This is a genomic window from uncultured Nocardioides sp. (assembly GCF_947489365.1).
Lineage (GTDB): Bacteria > Actinomycetota > Actinomycetes > Propionibacteriales > Nocardioidaceae > Nocardioides.
In genome coordinates this window covers 555,649-572,597 of sequence record NZ_CANLDB010000003.1, presented here as the reverse complement: position 1 = coordinate 572,597, position 16,949 = coordinate 555,649, and the positions used below count along the sequence as shown (strand labels likewise).

The following is a 16,949-nucleotide window of genomic DNA, read 5'->3' as shown; positions in this document are numbered from 1 at the left end:
TGCGTCACGTGTTCTCGTCTCCCGCCGCGCGCACCCGGACGACGTCCGGGAGGTCGCGTCCAGTCACTTCCCCCAACCGCGCGGCCCGACCAGCGTAGGAGTTCGTGAACGCGAGGACAAAACGACGCGAACGCCGCGGTACCACACCCGTCAGGGGGCCGTCAGCCCACCCGGCCGCCGTCGGTGAGCGCCCGGCGCAGCCGCCCGGCGTCGACCCGCCAGAAGTCGTGCTGACGCCCGTCGACGAAGGTCACCGGGACCTGCTCGTCGTACCGCGCGAGCAGGGAGGGGTCCTCGTCGACGTCGACCTCGACGAAGCGCTCGCCGAGCTCGGCGCACACGGCGGCGACGACGGCGCGGGCCTCCTCGCAGAGGTGGCACCCGTCGCGGGTCACGAACCGCACGCGCGCCTCCGTGCCCGCCTCCGCGCTCGCCTCGTCCACCCCCCGATCGTAGGCGGGTCGCGGGGACGGTGGCGTGTGCTCGCCTGACTAGGATCGCCGACGTGACACCGCGGCAGTCCGGCTCGCAGCGCCGGGTCGTGCGCGCCCCCGACCTGCGGGTCCGCTCGACGCTCGCCGGGGAGGCCCAGGCCGCCAGCGCCGAGGTGGAGCGCGAGCTGACCGTTCCCGAGGACCCGGCGGCCGCCGCCTTCTTCGACGTGGACAACACGATCGTGCAGGGCGCGAGCATCTACCACCTGGCGCGCGGCATGTACCAGCGCGGCTTCTTCGGACCCCGCGAGATGGCCGGGGCGCTGGGCAAGCAGGTGTGGTTCCGCCTCCACGGCGCGGAGAACGCCGGCCACGTCGCCGACGCGCGCACCGCGGCCCTGTCCGTCATCGCCGGCCACACCGTCGCCGAGCTGCAGTCCCTGGCCGACGAGGTGTTCGACGAGGGCATGGCCTACCGGATCTGGCCCGGCACCCGGGCCCTCGCGCAGCTCCACCTCGACCGGGGCGAGCGGGTGTGGCTCGTCACCGCGGCCCCGATCGAGATCGCGGAGGTGATCGCCCGGCGGTTGGGCCTGACCGGCGCCATGGGCACGGTGGCCGAGCACGTGGACGGCGTCTACACCGGCCGCCTCGTCGGCGACCTGCTCCACGGGGAGGCGAAGGCGGTGGCCGTCCGGTCGCTCGTCGAGGACGAGGGCCTCGATGTGACCCGCTGCTCGGCGTACTCCGACTCCTTCAACGACCTGCCGCTGCTGGGCCTCGTCGGCCACCCGTGCGCGGTGAACCCCGACCGTCGCCTGCGTCGTCACGCCGAGCAGCAGGGGTGGCCCGTGCGGGACTACCGGGTGGGTCGTCGCGCCGCCCGCCTGGGCGTCGCGGCCGCCGGCGCGACGGGCGCCGTCGCGGTCGCGGCGGGCGCGCTGGCCGCCCGCCGACGGGGCTCCTGAGGCGCCCCGCGGACCGTGCGGCGACCGGGTGGACAAGGGTTCGCCCGCTTCCCAAGCCGTCCGAACCCCCTTACCGTAGGGAGTTGCCCGTACGTCGGGCAGGGGGAGGAACGAAGGCATGGCGGACGGTCGGGCGGGACCGGACGGGCTGACGGCGCTGCGGCAGGCCGTGCTGCGCGTGCTCTCCGAGTGCACACCTGTGCTCGCTGTGTCCCCGGCGCCCGCCCTCGCGCACGCCCGCGCCGACGGGCTGCTGCTCGCCGAGTCCGCCGTCGTCGGCAGCAGCGGCGGTGGCGGCAGCGCTCCCGACGACCACGACCTCGCGGTCTCGTCGGAGGACACCGAGCCCGAGCGCCAGCGGCTCATCGCCCTGGTCGAGCTCGCCCGCGGCGGGGACCGCGACGCGTTCGGCGAGCTGTACGACCACTACCACCCGTCGGTGTACCGCTTCCTCTACTACCGGACGCGGTCGGTCACCCTGGCCGAGGACCTCGCCTCCGACACGTTCTTCCGCGCCCTGCGCAACATGGACGGCTTCCGGTGGCAGGGACGCGACTTCGGCGCCTGGCTGATGACCATCGCCCGCAACCTCACGACGGACCACTTCAAGGCGGGGCGCACCCGCCTGGAGTCGACGACCGAGGACATGACGATCCACGACGACGCCACGGAGACGGTGGAGTCGACGGTGATGGGTGAGCTGACGAACGCGATGCTGCTCGAGGCCCTCACGCGTCTGCCGACCGAGCAGCAGGAGTGCCTGGTCATGCGGTTCCTGCAGGGGCTGAGCATCGCCGAGACCGCCGCGGTCCTGGGTCGTAGCGACGGCGCCGTCAAGCAGCTGCAGCTGCGCGGCGTGCGCAACCTGGCCAAGCTGGTGCCCGAGGGGATCCGCGACCGATGACCCGTAACCCGGTGACGGCGAGGGTCGTTGAGGAGGGTGGAGCCGTGCCGCCGGACATGGGGGCTGGCGGACGGACCAACGGAGGACGGGCCGGATGAGCGGGATGTGGGTGCGAGGCCGAGCGGCTGACCGCTTCGACGCCGCGGTCGACGGCGCGTCCGGAGCCGGGGGCGACGCCGTCGCGCCGGCCGACCTCCTCGAGGTCGTGGCTGCCCTGCGCAGCCTGCCGGAGGTGACTCCGCGCCCCGAGCACTCCGTCGCGCTGCGCGAGCGGCTGATGGTCGAGGCCGACCGTCTCGCCGCCGTGCGCGACGCCGCCCACCCGGTGCCGTCCTCCGCCCCCCTCGCCGCCGACGAGGCGCGACTCCGGCTGCGCACCTCGCGCCGCCACCCCCGACGCTTCGCCGTCCTCGCGGGCACCGTCGCCGCCCTCGGCGCCAGCACGACCGTCGCCGTGGCCGCGCAGTCCGCCCTGCCCGGCGAGTCGCTCTACGGGGTCAAGCGTGCCCTGGAGGACGTGCGGGCCGGGGTGTCCCGCGACGAGGCCGCCCACGGCGACCTCCTGCTCGGCCAGGCGGCCGACCGGCTCGGGGAGGCCTCCGCGCTCCTCGGCAGCGACGACCCCGCCGCGCTGGACGAGGTGTCGCCCACCCTCGACAGCTTCAGCGAGCAGGCCGCGGACGGCGCCCGACGGCTGCTGGACGAGTACGCGCGCACCGGGGACCGCGAGCTGGTGCGGGACCTGCGCGACTTCACCACGCTCAGCGCCGGCGAGCTCGACGACATGGCCGTCGACCTGCCCGCCTCCGCCCGCGACGCCTGGACCCGGGCCGGACGCACCGTCGACGAGATCGAGGACGAGGCGTTCACCGCCTGCCCGCTGTGCGCCGCGGACCCGTCCGGCTTCGAGGCGGGCACCGACCGGCTCAGCGCCGGGGACGGGCTGCCGGTCGTGGGACCGGTCCTGCCGACCCAGGACGCGGACGAGGACGGGTCCGGCGACGACACCGGCCGCTCCGGACGCGGCGGCGAGCGCGACCGCGACGGTGACCGCCGCGGCCGCGGGCTGTCCCCGGGCGGCCCGCGCGACGGACGCGACGGCGACGGGTCCCGGGGCTCGGAGGGCCTCCCGGACGGCGGCACGGGCACGCCGCTGCCCGACGGTGACGGACTGGGCGACGGGCTGGGCGACGGGCTCGGCGACGGCGTCGCCAGCGGCCTCGGCGACGGCCTCGGCCGGAAGCTCGGCGACGGACTCCGTGACGGACTCCGCGACGGGCTCGGCCTCGGCGGCTCCGACGACGGCAAGGACGGCCGGAAGGACCGCGGCGACGACCGGAAGAAGCGCTCCGGCGGCTCCGGTGGCGGCCTGGGCGACGGGCTCGACGACCTGCTGCCCTGAGGCACCCTGTCGACGGGACAGCCCCGTCGGACGGCCCGACGGGCCGGACCCGAGGCTCTCAGCCGAAGACCGAGGGCCGCTCCATCAGCAGCGCGTACAACGTCTGCTGGATCGTCTCGCGCACCTGGTCGGTCACGTTGAGCACCAGCATCGGGTCGTCCGCCGCGCCCTCGCCGTACGAGTCGGTCCGCACGGGCTCGCCGAACTCGATGAGCCACTTCGACGGCAGCGGGACCAGCCCGAGGGGCCCGAGCAGCGGGAACAGCGGCGTGATCGGGACGTAGGGCAGTCCGAGCAGCCGCGCGAGCGCCGGGACGTTGCCGACCAGGGGGTAGATCTCCTCGGCACCCACGACCGAGACCGGGATGACGGGCACGCCGGTGCGCATCGCGGCGGACACGAAGCCGCCGCGGCCGAAGCGCTGCAGCTTGTAGCGCTCCGAGTAGGGCTTGCCGATGCCCTTGAACCCCTCGGGCCAGACCCCGACGAGCTCACCGCCGGACAGCATCCGCTCGGCGTCCTCGGTGCAGGCCAGGGTGGCGCCCATCTTGCGGGCGAGGCCGGCGACGATCGGGGTGCGGAACACCAGGTCCGCGCCGAGGGGGCGCAGGAACCGGCCCGTGTGCTCGGTGACGGAGAACATGGTCATGAGGCCGTCGACCGGGATGGTGCCCGAGTGGTTCGAGACCACGAGCGCTCCCCCGTCGGCGGGGATGTTCTCGAGCCCGCGGACCTCGATGCGGAACCACTTCTCCGCGAGGGGACGCAGGATCGCGAAGAGCAGGCGGCGGGTGAGCTCGGCGTCGAAGCCGTACTCGTCCACGGCGTACTCGCCGGTGAGCCGACGGCGGACGGCGGCGAGGCCGTGGGCCAGACGGGACTCCCAGTCCTCGCCGAGCACCTCGCGGGCTCCGGCGACCAGGGCGTTCAGCCAGTCCGCGGCCGGGATCCCGGGTGGGTCGGGGGCCTCCACGGCCGTGGCGTCGTCTCCGGGTCCCGCCAGGGGGACGTCCCGGTCCGGCGGCGGCACGGAGGCGAGGTCGCGGGCCTCGCCGACGGCCCCGTCCGGGGCGACGTCGTCGGGGACGGCGTCGTCCGGGGCGGCGTCCTCCCGCGTCGTACGACGACGGGTCGCGGGGCCGGCGAGGTCACGGGCCGCCGAGGACGGTCGCCGCGTGCCGGAGCCGCGACCGGGTCGGCCCCGGGTCCCGATCGGGATGATCTCGGCGTCACCCACAGCCGACACCTCCGTGCTCACGCATCGCGTCCCCCTCGACCCAGGGCCCTCGTCGCCCCGGCGTTCGACGGTACGCCGGACCCGCGGGGCCCGTCGGGACCGTCCAGGTCGTCCGGCACCCCGGCCCCGAGGACCCGCCCGAGGCCGGCGACGACCCGCTCGCCCGGCCCGGGGCCCGGGGCGATGTGTGCGGCGAAGTCGGCGAACGCCGAGGCGGTGGTGTAGCGCGGCTCGAAGCCGAGCACGTCGCGCATGCGGGTGGTGTCGACGCCGCGCCCGAACGTCAGCAGCGAGACCTGCTCGGGGGAGAACTCGGTCAGCCGCGCGGACCGCAGGACCGACCCGACGCCGCCGACGGCCGCGGCCGGCAGCGGGACGGACGGGCGGCCGAGGCGACGCAGCGCCTGCGAGAGCGACACGACGCCCGCGCCGGCCACGTTGAAGGTGCCGTGGGCCCCGTCGGTGACGCTGTGCCCGAGCACGGCCATGAGGTCGCGCTCGTGGAGGAACTGCAGGCGCGGGTCGAAGCCCAGCACGGTGGGGACGACCGGCAGCCGGAAGTACGACGTGATAGGGCTGACGACGTGCGGCCCGACCACGTTGGCGCAGCGCAGCATCGTGACGCGGACGTCGGGCCGACGGCGGGCGAAGCCCCGCACGTAGGCCTCGACCTCCGAGGCGTCCTTGGCGTAGCCCGACCGGGGCAGGCGGCGCGGCTCGGTGTCCTCGGTGAACATCGCGGGGTCGCGGCTGCTCGCGCCGTACACGGTGGTCGTCGACTTCACGACCAGGCGGTCGAGCCGCGGCGCGCGCTGGCAGGCGGCGAGGAGCTGCATCGTCCCGATGACGTTGAGCTCCTTCATCGTGCTCCGCCCGCCGGAGGTGCCGGGGGTGGCGATGACGCTGAGGTGGACGACCGTGTCGACGTCCTCCTTGGCGATCACCTTGGCGATCACCGGGTTGCGGATGTCGGCGCGCACGAAGGCGACGCCGCCCATGTCGCCACGGGGAGGCGAGACGTCGACGCCGATCACGCGGTCGACGCCGGGCGCGGCGGCCAGTGCCGCGGCGCTCCGACGACCGAGGTCGCGCGAGACCCCGGTCACCAGGACGACCCGACCCACTCCCGACCTGCCCTCAGGCGCCGCCGCGGTGGGTCACTTGCCGAGCTTGCGGCGCTGGACGCGCGTGCGCTTCAGCAGCTTGCGGTGCTTCTTCTTGGCCATGCGCTTGCGCCGCTTCTTGATGACAGAACCCACAGGGAACAACCTCTCGCGTCCGGAGTCACCCGGCAGGCACGCCGCGCGACCACGACAGCCTAACGGCCGCTCTCCGCGGGCCCGACAGCCGATCGGCCCTCGTGCGGCACCGCGACTCAGCCGGCGTCGAAGAAGCTCTCGCGGAGGTAGCGGTTGACGTCCTCCTCGAGGACGCGGAACGAGCGCCCGACGCGGACCGCGGGGAGCTCCCCGTTGTGCACGAGCCGGTACACCGTCATCTTGGACACGCGCATCACCGAGGCGACCTCGGCGACGGTGAGGAACTTCGCGTCGGACATGTCCGAGGAGGAGCTGGCTGCCATGGGTCCGTCCTTCTCCGACCGCTCGTGCGTCGTCGACCCTGCCGACGGAGGACCGCACCGCGTCTGACGTAAAGATAGGGCCAGATGTGACGCGTGTGAAGCAAGTTGCTGAAAAACTCCTGTGCGCACGGCGTGTCGTGTTGAAACCACCGTGGCGCGACCCCCGGAAGGGGTCGGTGGCGTGGGCTACCAGGCCGCTGGGTCGAGGCCGTGCAGCGGGAAGACCTCGGTGCGGGTGGCGTGGACCGAGCGGTCCAGCCAGGTGGCGGGGTCGTAGCCCTCGCTCCAGTCCCGCCAGACGACGTCGCGGCCGTCGGTCATCCGCATCGGCGCCGAGCGGCCCAGGCTCCGCGTCACGTGGTCGCGCCAGGCCTGGGGCGTGGGCAGGTGCGGGTCGACCGGCGTCCCCGTCATCGTGGCCAGCAGGTGCGTCCACGAGCGGGGGACGACGTCGACGAGGGCGTAGCCGCCGCCCCCGGTGACCACCCACCGGCCGCCGGCCACCTCGTGCGCCAGGTCGTGCAGCGCCTCGTACGTGGTGCGGTGGCCGTCGACGGTGAGGTTGAGGTGGGTCAGCGGGTCCTCGACGTGCGAGTCACAACCGTGCTGGCTGACGAGGACCTCCGGCTGCCACTCCCGCAGCAGCGGCGGGACGACGGCGTGGAAGGCGCGCAGCCACCCGGCGTCCGACGTCCCGGGCGGCAGGGCGACGTTCACCACCGAGCCCTCGGCCTCCGGGCCGCCGGTCTCCTGCGGGTAGCCGGTGCCGGGGAAGAGCATCTCCCCGGTCTCGTGCAGGGAGATCGTGAGGACGCGGGGGTCGTCCCAGAACACCTTCTCGACGCCGTCGCCGTGGTGGGCGTCGACGTCGACGTAGGCGACCCGGGTGGCGCCGGAGTCGAGCAGGCTCTGGATGCCGATCGCGACGTCGTTGTAGACACAGAAGCCGCTGGCCCGGTCCGGCATCGCGTGGTGCAGCCCCCCGGTGACGTTGGCGCTGTGCAGCGACTCCCCCGACCAGACCCGGCGGAAGGCCTCCACGCTCGCGCCCACGACGTGCGCGGTCGCCTCGTGCATCCGACGGAAGACGGGGTTGTCGTCGCTGCCGAGGCCGTGGGCGAGGTCCTGCCCGCCCTCGTGGCCGAGGCGGGTCACGGCCCGGACGAGGTCGTCGTCGTGGACGGTGCGGATCAGGTCGTCGTCCGCCATCGGGGCGGGGACCACCGTCACCCGGTCGAGCACGCCGAGCGCGTCCGCGAGCCGCATCGTGAGGTCGACGCGGATCGGGTGCATGGGGTGGCCCGGTCCGAAGTCGTAGCCGCAGAGCTCCTGGTCGAACACCACCGAGGACAGGGCGCCGCAGCCGGGTCCGGCCGCCGGACCGACCACCGGACGCGCGAGCCGCGACGGGGGCTCGTACGGCGTGTCGCTCACGAGCCCTCGGCCAGCGACCGCGAGCGGTCGTGGGCCGCCCGGAGCGCGGCCAGGAAGGCCGCCCGCACGCCGTGGATCTCCAGCTCCCGCAGCGCGGCGGCCGTGGTGCCGGCCGGGGAGGTCACCTGCTCGCGGAGCACGACGGGGTGGTCGCCGGTCTCGGCGAGCATCGCCGCGGAGCCGACCAGGGTCTGCACCACCAGCTCGGTGGCGGTCCCGCGCGGCAGGCCCAGGTGGACGCCGGCCTCGATCATCGACTCGACGACGAAGAAGACGTAACCCGGCCCGGAGCCGGAGATCGCGGTCGCGGCGTCCTGGTGCTTCTCGGGCAGGCGCAACACCTTGCCGGTGCTCGCCAGCAGCGCCTCGACCTCGGCCAGGTGCTCCTCCTCGCAGTGCCGGCCCGGGGAGATGGTGAGCATCCCCTGGTCGACCAGGGCCGGGGTGTTGGGCATGACCCGGACCACCGCGACGCCGTCCGGGAGGCGGGACTCCAGGAAGGCGGTCGTGATCCCGGCGGCCAGGGAGACCACGAGCTGGCCGGGCCGGATCGACCCGGCCACCTCCTCGAGCACCTCGCTCATGTCCTGCGGCTTCACGACGAGGACGACGGTCTGCGCGCCGGCGGCGGCCTCGACGTTGTCGACCACGGCGATGCCGTAGCGCTCGCGGAGCTCGGCCGCCCGCTCGGGGCGCTTCTCGCCGAGCAGCATCGTCGCGGGCGGTCGGCCGGCCCGCACGAGCCCGGAGACGAGCGCCTCCCCCATCACGCCGACGCCGATGACGGCGGTCACCGCGGGCGTGCCGTCTGCGGACGTCATTCGGTGCACCTACTTCTTGGAGACCAGGGACTTGACGAAGAAGGACAGGTTCTGCGGGCGCTCGGCGAGCCGGCGGACCAGGTAGCCGTACCACTCGGAACCGTAGGGGATGTAGACCCGGACGGTCTCGCCCTCCGCGGCCAGCCGCTTCTGCTCCTCGGGGCGGATGCCATAGAGCATCTGGAACTCGTAGCTGCCGGGCTCGCGCTGGTGACGGCCCGCGATCGACCGGGCGATCTCGATCATCCGCGGGTCGTGCGTGGCGAGCATGGGGTGGCCCTCGCCGGCCATCAGCACCCGCATGCACCGCACGTAGGACCGGTCGACCTCGTGCTTGTCGGTGAACGCGACGCTCGCGGGCTCGTCGTACGCGCCCTTGCACAGGCGCACCCGCGAGCCCTCGTGGGCGAGCGCGCGGCAGTCGGCCTCGGTGCGGCGCAGGTAGGCCTGCACGACCGCGCCGGTCTCGGGGAAGTCCTTGCGGAGCTCGCGCAGCACGGCCAGCGTCGCGTCGGTGGTGGTGTGGTCCTCCATGTCGACGGTGACCTGGGTGCCGGCGTTGCGCGCGGCTCGGCAGACGGTGCGGGCGTTCTCCAGCGCGGTCCGGTGCCCGCCCTGCGGCGCCTGCGACGCGGGCAGCGCGAGGCCCAGGGCGGTGAGCTTCACCGAGACCTCGCTGCCCCGCGCCAGCCCGCGGGCGGCCAGCTGCTCGAGCAGCTCGACGTACGCCGCGACGCATGCCTGCGCCTGGGCGGCCTCGACGGTGTCCTCGCCGAGGAAGTCGATGGTGGTGAGCAGGCCGTCGGCCTCGCACGCCGCGACCGCCTCGACCACCTCGGCGGTCGACTCGCCGGGGACGTAGCCCGCGACGACCGAGGACGTCACCGGCATCGTGGTGGCGAGGTCCTTGACCCGCTCGTTGCGTGCCAGCCACATCAGCGGACCCCGTAGCACCGACATGTCGCTCCTCCGCTCCCGTCGGCCCGTGTGGTGCCGACCACGTCAGGCTACGTCCGCGCCCTGTCGGGCCGGTCCCGGCCTCGCCCCGCCGCCGGTCGAGCACCTGGACCTCGACGGAGATCGAGGTGCGAGGCCGGCCACGGCCGAGCCACGAGATCCCCGCACCGGACCACGGCCTAAGTCACCGAATCTCGACCCGCGTACGCGACCTCGCAAGCTCGGTCGCGCGCTCGCTCGACCTGCGCCGCGTCACGGGCTCGCAGGCTCGCCCGTGGCGGCTTGTCCCAGGTGCCGGCGCGCGAAGGCGAGGGACTCGCGGAGGTCGGCCGTGCGCTCGTCGGCGTCCGCGACCTTGCGGGTGTTGATCTCGAGCACGACGTGGCCGCCGAACCCACGGCCGGCGAGGTGCTGCAGCAGCTCCGCCGCGGGCATGGCGCCACGTCCGGGCACCAGGTGCTCGTCCTTCGCCGAGCCCGAGCCGTCGGTGAGGTGGATGTGCCGCAGGCTGTCCCCCATCGCGTCGGCCATCGCCAGGAGGTCGCTGCGGGCGGTCGAGGCGTGGGAGACGTCGAGGGTGGTGTTGGCGTAGGTCTCCGTCGAGGGGTCCCAGCCGGGCATGTACATCTCGAGGCCCTTCTGGCCCTTGCGCCGCTTCGAGGTCCGCCACGGGTACATGTTCTCGACGGCGAACGCGATGCCGGTCGACTCCTCGAGCGCCGCGATGCCGTCGACGAACTCGCGGGCGTAGTCGCGCTGCCAGCGGAACGCCGGGTGGACGACCACGACGTCGGCGCCCACCGCGTGCGCCATCTCCGCCGACCTCTCGAGCTTGCCCCAGGGCTCGGTGCCCCAGACCCGCTGGGTGAAGAGCAGGCAGGGGGCGTGGACGGAGCAGACGGGGACGCCGTGGTGGGCCGACAGCGCGGCGACGGCGTCGATCTCCTGGCTGAGCCCGTCCATGCCGACCATGACCTCGACGGCGTCGTACCCCAGGTCGGCGGCGTAGCCGAAGGCGCGGGCGCTGGACTCGGGGTAGACGGAGCTGGTCGAGAGGCCCACGAGGGGCCGGGGTCGCTCGGTCAACGCGCGCTCACCGGCCGGCCACCCGGGTGTCGGCGGTGGCGCCGTCCGAGCGGATGCCGAGGTGGTCGAACCGCTCGAGGATCAGGCCCTCGCGGAGTGCCCAGGGGCAGATCTCGAGCTCGGGCAGGTCGAAGATGTCCATGACGGCCTCGGCGACCAGCGCCCCCGAGAGGATCTGGTGGGTGCGGCTCGTGGAGACGCCGGGCAGCTCCCCGAGCTCCTCGGAGCTCATCGTCGCCAGCTTGGGGATCCACTCGCCGAGCGTCGTGGCGGGCAGGACCCGGGGCACGAGCCGGCCCTCGGCGCTGGGCGCTGCCCCGCAGATGCGGGCCAGCGAGCGGAACGTCTTGCTCGACGCGGCGGCCCGGTCGGGTCGACCACCGCGCAGCACGTGCCCGGCGTCGCGGGCGATCTCGGCGCGGACCTGGGTGCGGAGCTTCCTGACCACGTCGGGGTCGGGCGGGGTGGAGGCGAACCAGGTCCGGGCGAGGCGGGCGGCGCCCAGGGGCAGCGACCACGCCACCTCGGGGGCCTCGTCGGAGCCGGCGGCGATCTCGAGCGACCCGCCGCCGATGTCGAACATCGCCAGCCGGCCGGCGGACCAGCCGAACCAGCGACGGCAGGCGAGGAAGGTCAGCCGGGCCTCGTCCTCGCCGGAGAGGACGGCGACGTCGACCTCGGTCGCCGCGTGGACGTCGGCGAGGACCTCGAACGAGTTGGTGGCGTCGCGGACCGCGGAGGTGGCGAAGGCGAGGATCTCGGAGCAGCCCTTGTCGTCGGCGACCGTGCGGGCGCTGGCGACGAACTCCCGCAGCGCGGCCGCACCCTTCTCGGAGAGCGCGCCGTCGTCGGTGAGGTGCTCGGCGAGGCGCAGCGGCTCCTTGTGCGAGTACGCCGGGGACGGCGGCGCGCCACCGTGGGCGTCGACGACCAGGAGGTGCCCGGTGTTCGACCCGATGTCGAGGACTCCCAGCCGCATGGGCCTCAACCTACGCCCCGCGCCCCGCCGTCCCGTCGTGCGGCGCCGGGTGGGCCGCCCGTAGCGTGGGCGCGTGCCCGAGGTGGACCTCGACTTCCCCCGCGCCTGGTTCGAGCTCGTCGACCCCGACGACGCCGACCAGGTGTTCCGCTGCGACCTGACCTGGCTCACGTCGCGCTACCGCTGCATCTTCGGCTCCGGCTGCGCCGGGATCTACGCCGACTCCCCGGACGTGGGGTGCTGCACGCTGGGCGCCCACTTCTCCGACGACGAGGACGAGGAGCGGGTCGCGGGCCACGTGGCGCGACTGACCCCGGCGCTGTGGCAGGCGCACCCCGGCCGCGAGGTCGTCCGGGAGGACTGGACCGAGCCCGAGGACGGCGAGCGGAAGACGCGGGTGCACGAGGTCGACGGCCAGCGCTCGTGCGTGTTCGCGAACCGGCCGGGGTTCTCCACCCCCGAGGGCGGCGGCGAGGGCTGCGCCCTCCACGCGCTGGCACTCGTCGAGGGGCGCGAGCCGCTCGAGACCAAGCCCGACGTGTGCTGGCAGCTGCCGATCCGGCGGACCTTCCGCGAGGTCACCCGCGGCGACGACACGACGTACACCGAGGTGTCGATCGCCGAGTACGACCGCCGCGGCTGGGGGCCCGGCGGGCACGACCTGGACTGGTACTGCTCCGGCAACACCGAGGCGCACGACGCCCCGCGACCGCTCTACCTGACCAACGAGCCCGAGCTGGTCGCGCTCATGGGCCGGGCGGCGTACGACGTCCTGGCCGTGGCCTGCGCGCAGCACCTGCGCGGCGGACGGCGGCGACTCGCCGTGCACCCCGCCGACCCGGGGCGCGGCGGTCAGCGGTGACCGTTCCCACACGCGTCATCTCGATGTCAAGAGAACACGCCCCCGGGGTCACGACCGCTCGGGGGCCGGGTGACAATCCCTGCATGCGCCTGGACCACCTCTCCTTCGCCGCCGGCCCTGACGGACTGGCCGCGACCGCCCAGCGCATCGGGGGACTGCTCGGGACCGACTTCGTCGACGGTGGGGTCCACCCCCGCTTCGGCACCCGCAACATGATCCTGCCGATGTCGGACGACACCTATCTCGAGATCGTGGAGGTCCTGGACCACCCGGCCTCCGACAAGGCTCCCTTCGGCCAGGCCGTCCGGGCCCGCTCCGCCCTCGGCGGCGGCTGGCTCGGCTGGGTCGTGGCGGTCGACGACATCTCCGTCGTCGAGCGCCGCCTCGGGCGGGAGTCCGTGAAGGGCAACCGCCACCGTCCCGACCGCACCGAGCTGCTGTGGCGCCAGATCGGCGTCCACGGCCTGATCTCGGACCCGCAGCTGCCGTTCTTCGTGCAGTGGGAGTCGCCCGCCGACCTGCACCCCAGCGCCGGCGCCGACGAGCGGTGGAGCCTGGCGTGCCTGGAGATCGCCGGCGACCCGCGCCGCGTCAGCGAGTGGCTCGGCGAGACCGTCGAGGCGCCACTGGAGGACGTGAAGGTCGACTGGGTCGCCCCGCACGGCACCCCCGGCATCATCGCCGCGCAGGTCCAGACGCCGCAGGGCCTCGTCCGCATCTGACGCCCCTCCCCTCCCGGCAGCTCCTGGCATGGCCACCGTCCCCGGGCTCGCGCCCGGCGCGGTCCCGAGCCCGAACATCTGGCACCACACCGCGACGTACGAGGTCGAGAACCACGCGTTCGACCCCGACGGCCTGGTGTGGGCCGCGATGCGAGACGTGCTCGGGCCCGACGACTGGTCGGGCCGCACCGTGCTCGACCTCGGCTGCGGCACCGGCTTCCACCTGCCCCACTTCGCCGCGACCGCCGCGTCGGTGATCGGCGTCGAGCCGCACCCGGGCCTGGTGCGTCTCGCGCGGCGCCGGGTCACCGGGACGCCGCGGGTCGACGTACGGCACGGGTCGGCGCAGCAGGTCCCGCTGCCCGACGCCTCGGTCGACGTGGTCCACGTGCGGTGGGCCTACTTCTTCGGCCCGGGGTGCGAGCCGGGCCTGCGCGAGCTCGACCGCGTCGTGCGCCGGGGCGGGACGGCGTTCGTCATCGACAACGACGGCACCACCTCGACCTTCGGCGCGTGGTTCCGCCGCGGCTACCCGAAGATCGACCCCGCCGCGGTCGAGCGCTTCTGGGCCGCCCGCGGCTGGCGTCGTACGCCGATCAGGACCTGCTGGCGCTTCGGCTCCCGCGAGGACCTCGAGGCCGTCGTCCGCATCGAGCTCGACCGCGCCACCGCCGACGCCGCCCTCGCCGAGCACCCGCCCTCCGCCGGCCTCGAGGTCGACTACGCCGTCAACCTCTGGTGGCGGCACTTCTGAGAAGGGCTCTCGTTCTCGGTCGGGCGGGCGTGGCCGGGTTTCGCCAGCCGACCCGCGACGTTCCGACCTGGCTGACGAAGCTTCGTCCGCCCGGTCGGGGTTTCACCAGCCAGCCGGCGAAACCAGAGACAGGTGAGGCCCCTGTGACCACGCGGAGGCGGGCGCGGGGCGGTCAGCCGGACGCGCGGACAGCGAGCGAGGGCGCGAGGAGGACGTTGGGGGCGCTGGACGGCGGGTGGGCCAGGAGGCCCGAGAGGGCGGCGACGATCTCGACGGCGACCTGCTCGAGCGGCTGACGGACCGAGCTCAGGCCGCCGGGGACGACCTGGGCGACCTGGGAGTCGTCGAAGCCGATGACGGCGACGTCCCGGCCGGGGACGAGACCCCGCTCGTCGAGGGTGTGGAGGACGCCCATCGCGAGGGTGTCGGAGGCGCACACGAAGGCGGTCGCCCCGGCCTCGTCGAGCAGGACGGCGGCGGCCTCGCGGCCGCTGGCGACGGTGTCCTCGGTGCGCGAGGCGAGGCCGGACGTCGGGTGGCCCGCGGCGTGCATCGCCCGCGACCAGCCAGAGCGGCGGTCCTCGCCGATGCGGGAGTCCTTGCGCCACCCGATCCAGGCGACGCGGGTGTGGCCGTGGCCGAGGAGGTGCTCGGTGGCGGCGACCACCCCGGCGGCGCCGTCGACGTCGACCCACGGGTGGGTGGCCTCGGGCTGGTCCCAGGGGCGGCCGAAGGCGACGAACGGGGCGCCGCGCTCCTCCAGCCACCTGGTCTGCGGGTTACCGAGGAAGGTGTCGGTGACGACGAACGCGTCGACGGCGGTCGAGCGGAGCAGGTCGTCGTACCCCGCGAGCGCGTCCGTGCCGTGGCCCGCGAAGAGCAGCACGTGGTAGCCGGCCTCACGACTGGTCTCCACCAGCGAGTGGACGAAGCGGTCCATCGCGGCGTTCGCGGTGCCCTCCTGGCCGGGCACGAACCGCATCCCGATCAGCTGCGAGGAGCGCGTGCGCAGGTTCCGTGCCGCCCGGTTGGGCGTGTAGCCGAGCTCGGCGACCGCCGCCTGCACCCGCTCGAGCGTGTCGGCCCGCAGCAGGTCGGGGTTGTTCAGCGCGTTCGACACCGTCTGGCGGGAGACGCGAGCGAGGTCGGCGACGTCGGCGAGCGTCGGCGGGCCCGCGGCGTACGCCGGGCTGCGCGGCTCGGGCCGGACCATCGCGGCTCCCCCAGGTCGGTCACTTGAACGTTCCAAACCATGATCCGGGGACGCTCCCACCGGGTCAACACCGGGGCCCCGGTCGCGCTCCCGACCGCTCCGGGGAGCGACGACGCGGGACTGTCGGCGGGGTGGCCTAGCGTCGTCGTCATGAGCAAGCCAACCCGCACCCGGACCTCCTTCCGCTGCGCCGAGTGCGGGTGGGAGACGCCTCGCTGGGTCGGCCGGTGCCTGGAGTGCCGGGCGTGGGGCTCCGTCGCCGAGGCCGCGCCCGCCGCCACCGCCGGCACGGGGGTGCGGACGACGGCCGGTCCCGTCAGCAGCCCGGCCGTCCCGATCGGCCAGGTCCCCCAGGAGGCCGCGGCCTTCCGCAGCAGCGGGGTGCCCGAGCTCGACCGGGTGCTCGGCGGCGGGATGGTGCCCGGCGCGGCCGTCCTGCTGGCGGGCGAGCCCGGGGTCGGCAAGTCGACGCTGCTGCTCGAGGTCGCCGCCCAGACCGCGCGCCGCAAGCTCCGCACCCTCTACGTGACGGGCGAGGAGTCCGCCTCGCAGGTCCGGCTGCGCGCCGACCGCACCGGCGGCATCCACGACGAGCTGTACCTCGCCGCGGAGACCGACCTGGCCGCGGTCCTGGGCCACATCGAGGCGGTGCGGCCCGCGCTGGTCGTGGTCGACTCCGTGCAGACCATCGGCGCCCCCGACACCGAGGGAGTCCCCGGCGGCGTCACCCAGGTGAAGGAGGTGGCGGCCGCGCTCATCCGGGTCGCCAAGACGCGCGGGATCACGGTCGTGCTCGTGGGCCACGTGACGAAGGACGGCGGCATCGCCGGTCCCCGCGTGCTCGAGCACCTCGTCGACGTCGTCCTGCACTTCGAGGGCGACCGGTCGTCCCGCTTCCGGATGGTGCGGGCGATGAAGAACCGTTTCGGGCCCGTCGACGAGGTCGGCTGCTTCGACCTCGCCGCCGACGGCATCAGCGCCGTCACCGACCCCACCGGCCTGTTCGTCGAGCACCACGCCGCGCGCGTGCCCGGCACCTGCGTGGCGGTCTCCATGGAGGGTCGTCGGCCTCTGCTCGCCGAGGTCCAGGCGCTGGTCACCGCCTCCCCCGGCGAGCGGCCGCGTCGGACGACGTCCGGCCTGGACTCCTCGCGCGTCGCGATGATCCTGGCCGTGCTCGCGCAGCACTGCGGCGTCCGCACCCACCACGCCGACGTCTTCGCGTCCACCGTGGGCGGCGCGAAGCTCACCGAGCCCGCCACCGACCTCGCCCTGGCGGTCGCCCTGGCCTCGGCGCACCACGAGAGCGCCCCGCCCCTCGGCACCGTCGTGATGGGCGAGATCGGGCTGGCCGGCGAGGTGCGCCGGGTGCGCGACCTGCGGCTGCGCCTCGGCGAGGCCGCGCGGCAGGGCTTCGCCGTGGCGGTGGTCCCGTGGCACCGCGGCGTCGGCGAGGGCGGTGCACCCGCCGAGGTCGACGGGATGCGCGTCATCGAGGTGCGCGGCGTCGCCGAGGCGTTGCAGCTCCTCGGGATCACGAGCCCTCGTGAGCAGGACGTCCTGTGAGAACGGGTGCGGTCAGGACGATGCCCTA

Annotated in this window: 18 protein-coding genes; 7 read left to right on the top strand and 11 right to left on the bottom strand. The window is 74.4% G+C overall.

The genetic code is table 11. The annotated features are described in order from the left end of the window. Positions 1-161: 161 nt before the first annotated feature. Positions 162-443 (bottom strand): glutaredoxin family protein, encoded by a 282-nt coding sequence (locus Q0858_RS11870; RefSeq protein WP_299054460.1) that lies wholly within the window; start codon positions 441-443, stop codon positions 162-164. 62 nt (positions 444-505) lie between these two features. On the opposite strand from Q0858_RS11870, the gene Q0858_RS11865 reads away from it, so the two are divergent. From Q0858_RS11865 to Q0858_RS11855, 3 genes are all read left to right on the top strand, one after another. Beyond that, positions 506-1,402: an HAD-IB family hydrolase gene (locus tag Q0858_RS11865; RefSeq protein WP_299054458.1), complete on the top strand. Its 897-nt coding sequence runs from the start codon at positions 506-508 to the stop codon at positions 1,400-1,402. Positions 1,403-1,520: 118 nt separating this feature from the next. Beyond that, a complete protein-coding gene (locus Q0858_RS11860) occupies positions 1,521-2,306 on the top strand; it encodes a sigma-70 family RNA polymerase sigma factor (RefSeq protein ID WP_299054416.1) in 786 nt (261 codons plus the stop codon). A gap of 94 nt (positions 2,307-2,400) precedes the next feature. Further along, positions 2,401-3,708: a DUF5667 domain-containing protein gene (locus Q0858_RS11855; RefSeq protein WP_299054413.1), complete on the top strand. Its 1,308-nt coding sequence runs from the start codon at positions 2,401-2,403 to the stop codon at positions 3,706-3,708. A gap of 58 nt (positions 3,709-3,766) precedes the next feature. On the opposite strand, the gene Q0858_RS11850 is transcribed toward Q0858_RS11855, so the two are convergent. The 9 genes from Q0858_RS11850 to Q0858_RS11810 all read right to left on the bottom strand — a co-directional run bounded on the left by Q0858_RS11850 (position 3,767) and on the right by Q0858_RS11810 (position 11,804). Next, complete coding sequence (locus Q0858_RS11850) at positions 3,767-4,945, bottom strand: 1-acyl-sn-glycerol-3-phosphate acyltransferase (RefSeq protein ID WP_299054410.1); 1,179 nt, start codon at positions 4,943-4,945, stop codon at positions 3,767-3,769. Positions 4,946-4,962: 17 nt separating this feature from the next. After that, positions 4,963-6,051: an NAD-dependent epimerase/dehydratase family protein gene (locus Q0858_RS11845; protein ID WP_366916010.1), complete on the bottom strand. Its 1,089-nt coding sequence runs from the start codon at positions 6,049-6,051 to the stop codon at positions 4,963-4,965. A 51-nt stretch (positions 6,052-6,102) separates the two neighbouring features. Beyond that, entirely contained in the window at positions 6,103-6,204 is a 102-nt protein-coding gene (locus Q0858_RS11840; RefSeq protein WP_084653504.1) for an AURKAIP1/COX24 domain-containing protein, read from the bottom strand. A 116-nt stretch (positions 6,205-6,320) separates the two neighbouring features. Continuing rightward, a complete protein-coding gene (locus Q0858_RS11835) occupies positions 6,321-6,527 on the bottom strand; it encodes a helix-turn-helix domain-containing protein (RefSeq protein WP_299054405.1) in 207 nt (68 codons plus the stop codon). A 186-nt stretch (positions 6,528-6,713) separates the two neighbouring features. After that, the gene (locus Q0858_RS11830; protein ID WP_299054553.1) at positions 6,714-7,880 is read right to left on the bottom strand and encodes an acetoin utilization protein AcuC; all 1,167 of its coding nucleotides are present in this window, start codon (positions 7,878-7,880) and stop codon (positions 6,714-6,716) included. Positions 7,881-7,957: 77 nt separating this feature from the next. Further along, the gene (gene proC / locus Q0858_RS11825) at positions 7,958-8,782 is read right to left on the bottom strand and encodes a pyrroline-5-carboxylate reductase (protein ID WP_299054404.1); all 825 of its coding nucleotides are present in this window, start codon (positions 8,780-8,782) and stop codon (positions 7,958-7,960) included. A gap of 9 nt (positions 8,783-8,791) precedes the next feature. After that, positions 8,792-9,742, bottom strand: a complete 951-nt coding sequence (locus Q0858_RS11820; RefSeq protein WP_366916009.1) for a proline dehydrogenase family protein — start codon at positions 9,740-9,742, stop codon at positions 8,792-8,794. 249 nt (positions 9,743-9,991) lie between these two features. Beyond that, positions 9,992-10,825, bottom strand: coding sequence for a sugar phosphate isomerase/epimerase (locus Q0858_RS11815; RefSeq protein ID WP_299054401.1), 834 nt, complete (start codon positions 10,823-10,825; stop codon positions 9,992-9,994). Positions 10,826-10,832: 7 nt separating this feature from the next. Then, a complete protein-coding gene (locus Q0858_RS11810) occupies positions 10,833-11,804 on the bottom strand; it encodes a Ppx/GppA phosphatase family protein (protein ID WP_299054398.1) in 972 nt (323 codons plus the stop codon). Positions 11,805-11,877: 73 nt separating this feature from the next. On the opposite strand from Q0858_RS11810, the gene Q0858_RS11805 reads away from it, so the two are divergent. From Q0858_RS11805 to Q0858_RS11795, 3 genes are all read left to right on the top strand, one after another. Continuing rightward, positions 11,878-12,666, top strand: a complete 789-nt coding sequence (locus tag Q0858_RS11805) for a hypothetical protein (protein WP_299054395.1) — start codon at positions 11,878-11,880, stop codon at positions 12,664-12,666. 83 nt (positions 12,667-12,749) lie between these two features. After that, complete coding sequence (locus Q0858_RS11800; RefSeq protein WP_299054392.1) at positions 12,750-13,388, top strand: VOC family protein; 639 nt, start codon at positions 12,750-12,752, stop codon at positions 13,386-13,388. 28 nt (positions 13,389-13,416) lie between these two features. Continuing rightward, positions 13,417-14,142, top strand: coding sequence for a class I SAM-dependent methyltransferase (locus Q0858_RS11795; RefSeq protein ID WP_299054389.1), 726 nt, complete (start codon positions 13,417-13,419; stop codon positions 14,140-14,142). A gap of 172 nt (positions 14,143-14,314) precedes the next feature. Here Q0858_RS11795 and Q0858_RS11790 read toward each other — a convergent pair whose 3' ends face one another. Then, positions 14,315-15,355 carry a LacI family DNA-binding transcriptional regulator gene (locus Q0858_RS11790; protein WP_299054386.1) on the bottom strand — a complete coding sequence of 347 codons (1,041 nt, stop codon included), beginning with the start codon at positions 15,353-15,355 and terminating at the stop codon, positions 14,315-14,317. A gap of 150 nt (positions 15,356-15,505) precedes the next feature. Here Q0858_RS11790 and radA point away from each other — a divergent pair, with 150 nt between their 5' ends. Continuing rightward, the gene (gene radA / locus Q0858_RS11785) at positions 15,506-16,921 is read left to right on the top strand and encodes a DNA repair protein RadA (protein WP_299054383.1); all 1,416 of its coding nucleotides are present in this window, start codon (positions 15,506-15,508) and stop codon (positions 16,919-16,921) included. The last annotated feature ends 28 nt before the right edge of the window (positions 16,922-16,949 follow it).

Coding starts and splice junctions, on each gene's coding strand:
- Q0858_RS11800 (WP_299054392.1), top strand. CDS start 12,750: ATGCGCCTGGACCACCTCTCCTTCGCCGCCGGCCCTGACGGACTGGCC.
- Q0858_RS11810 (WP_299054398.1), bottom strand. CDS start 11,804: ATGCGGCTGGGAGTCCTCGACATCGGGTCGAACACCGGGCACCTCCTG.
- Q0858_RS11835 (WP_299054405.1), bottom strand. CDS start 6,527: ATGGCAGCCAGCTCCTCCTCGGACATGTCCGACGCGAAGTTCCTCACC.
- Q0858_RS11855 (WP_299054413.1), top strand. CDS start 2,401: ATGAGCGGGATGTGGGTGCGAGGCCGAGCGGCTGACCGCTTCGACGCC.
- Q0858_RS11795 (WP_299054389.1), top strand. CDS start 13,417: ATGGCCACCGTCCCCGGGCTCGCGCCCGGCGCGGTCCCGAGCCCGAAC.
- proC (WP_299054404.1), bottom strand. CDS start 8,782: ATGACGTCCGCAGACGGCACGCCCGCGGTGACCGCCGTCATCGGCGTC.
- radA (WP_299054383.1), top strand. CDS start 15,506: ATGAGCAAGCCAACCCGCACCCGGACCTCCTTCCGCTGCGCCGAGTGC.
- Q0858_RS11820 (WP_366916009.1), bottom strand. CDS start 9,742: ATGTCGGTGCTACGGGGTCCGCTGATGTGGCTGGCACGCAACGAGCGG.
- Q0858_RS11860 (WP_299054416.1), top strand. CDS start 1,521: ATGGCGGACGGTCGGGCGGGACCGGACGGGCTGACGGCGCTGCGGCAG.
- Q0858_RS11790 (WP_299054386.1), bottom strand. CDS start 15,355: ATGGTCCGGCCCGAGCCGCGCAGCCCGGCGTACGCCGCGGGCCCGCCG.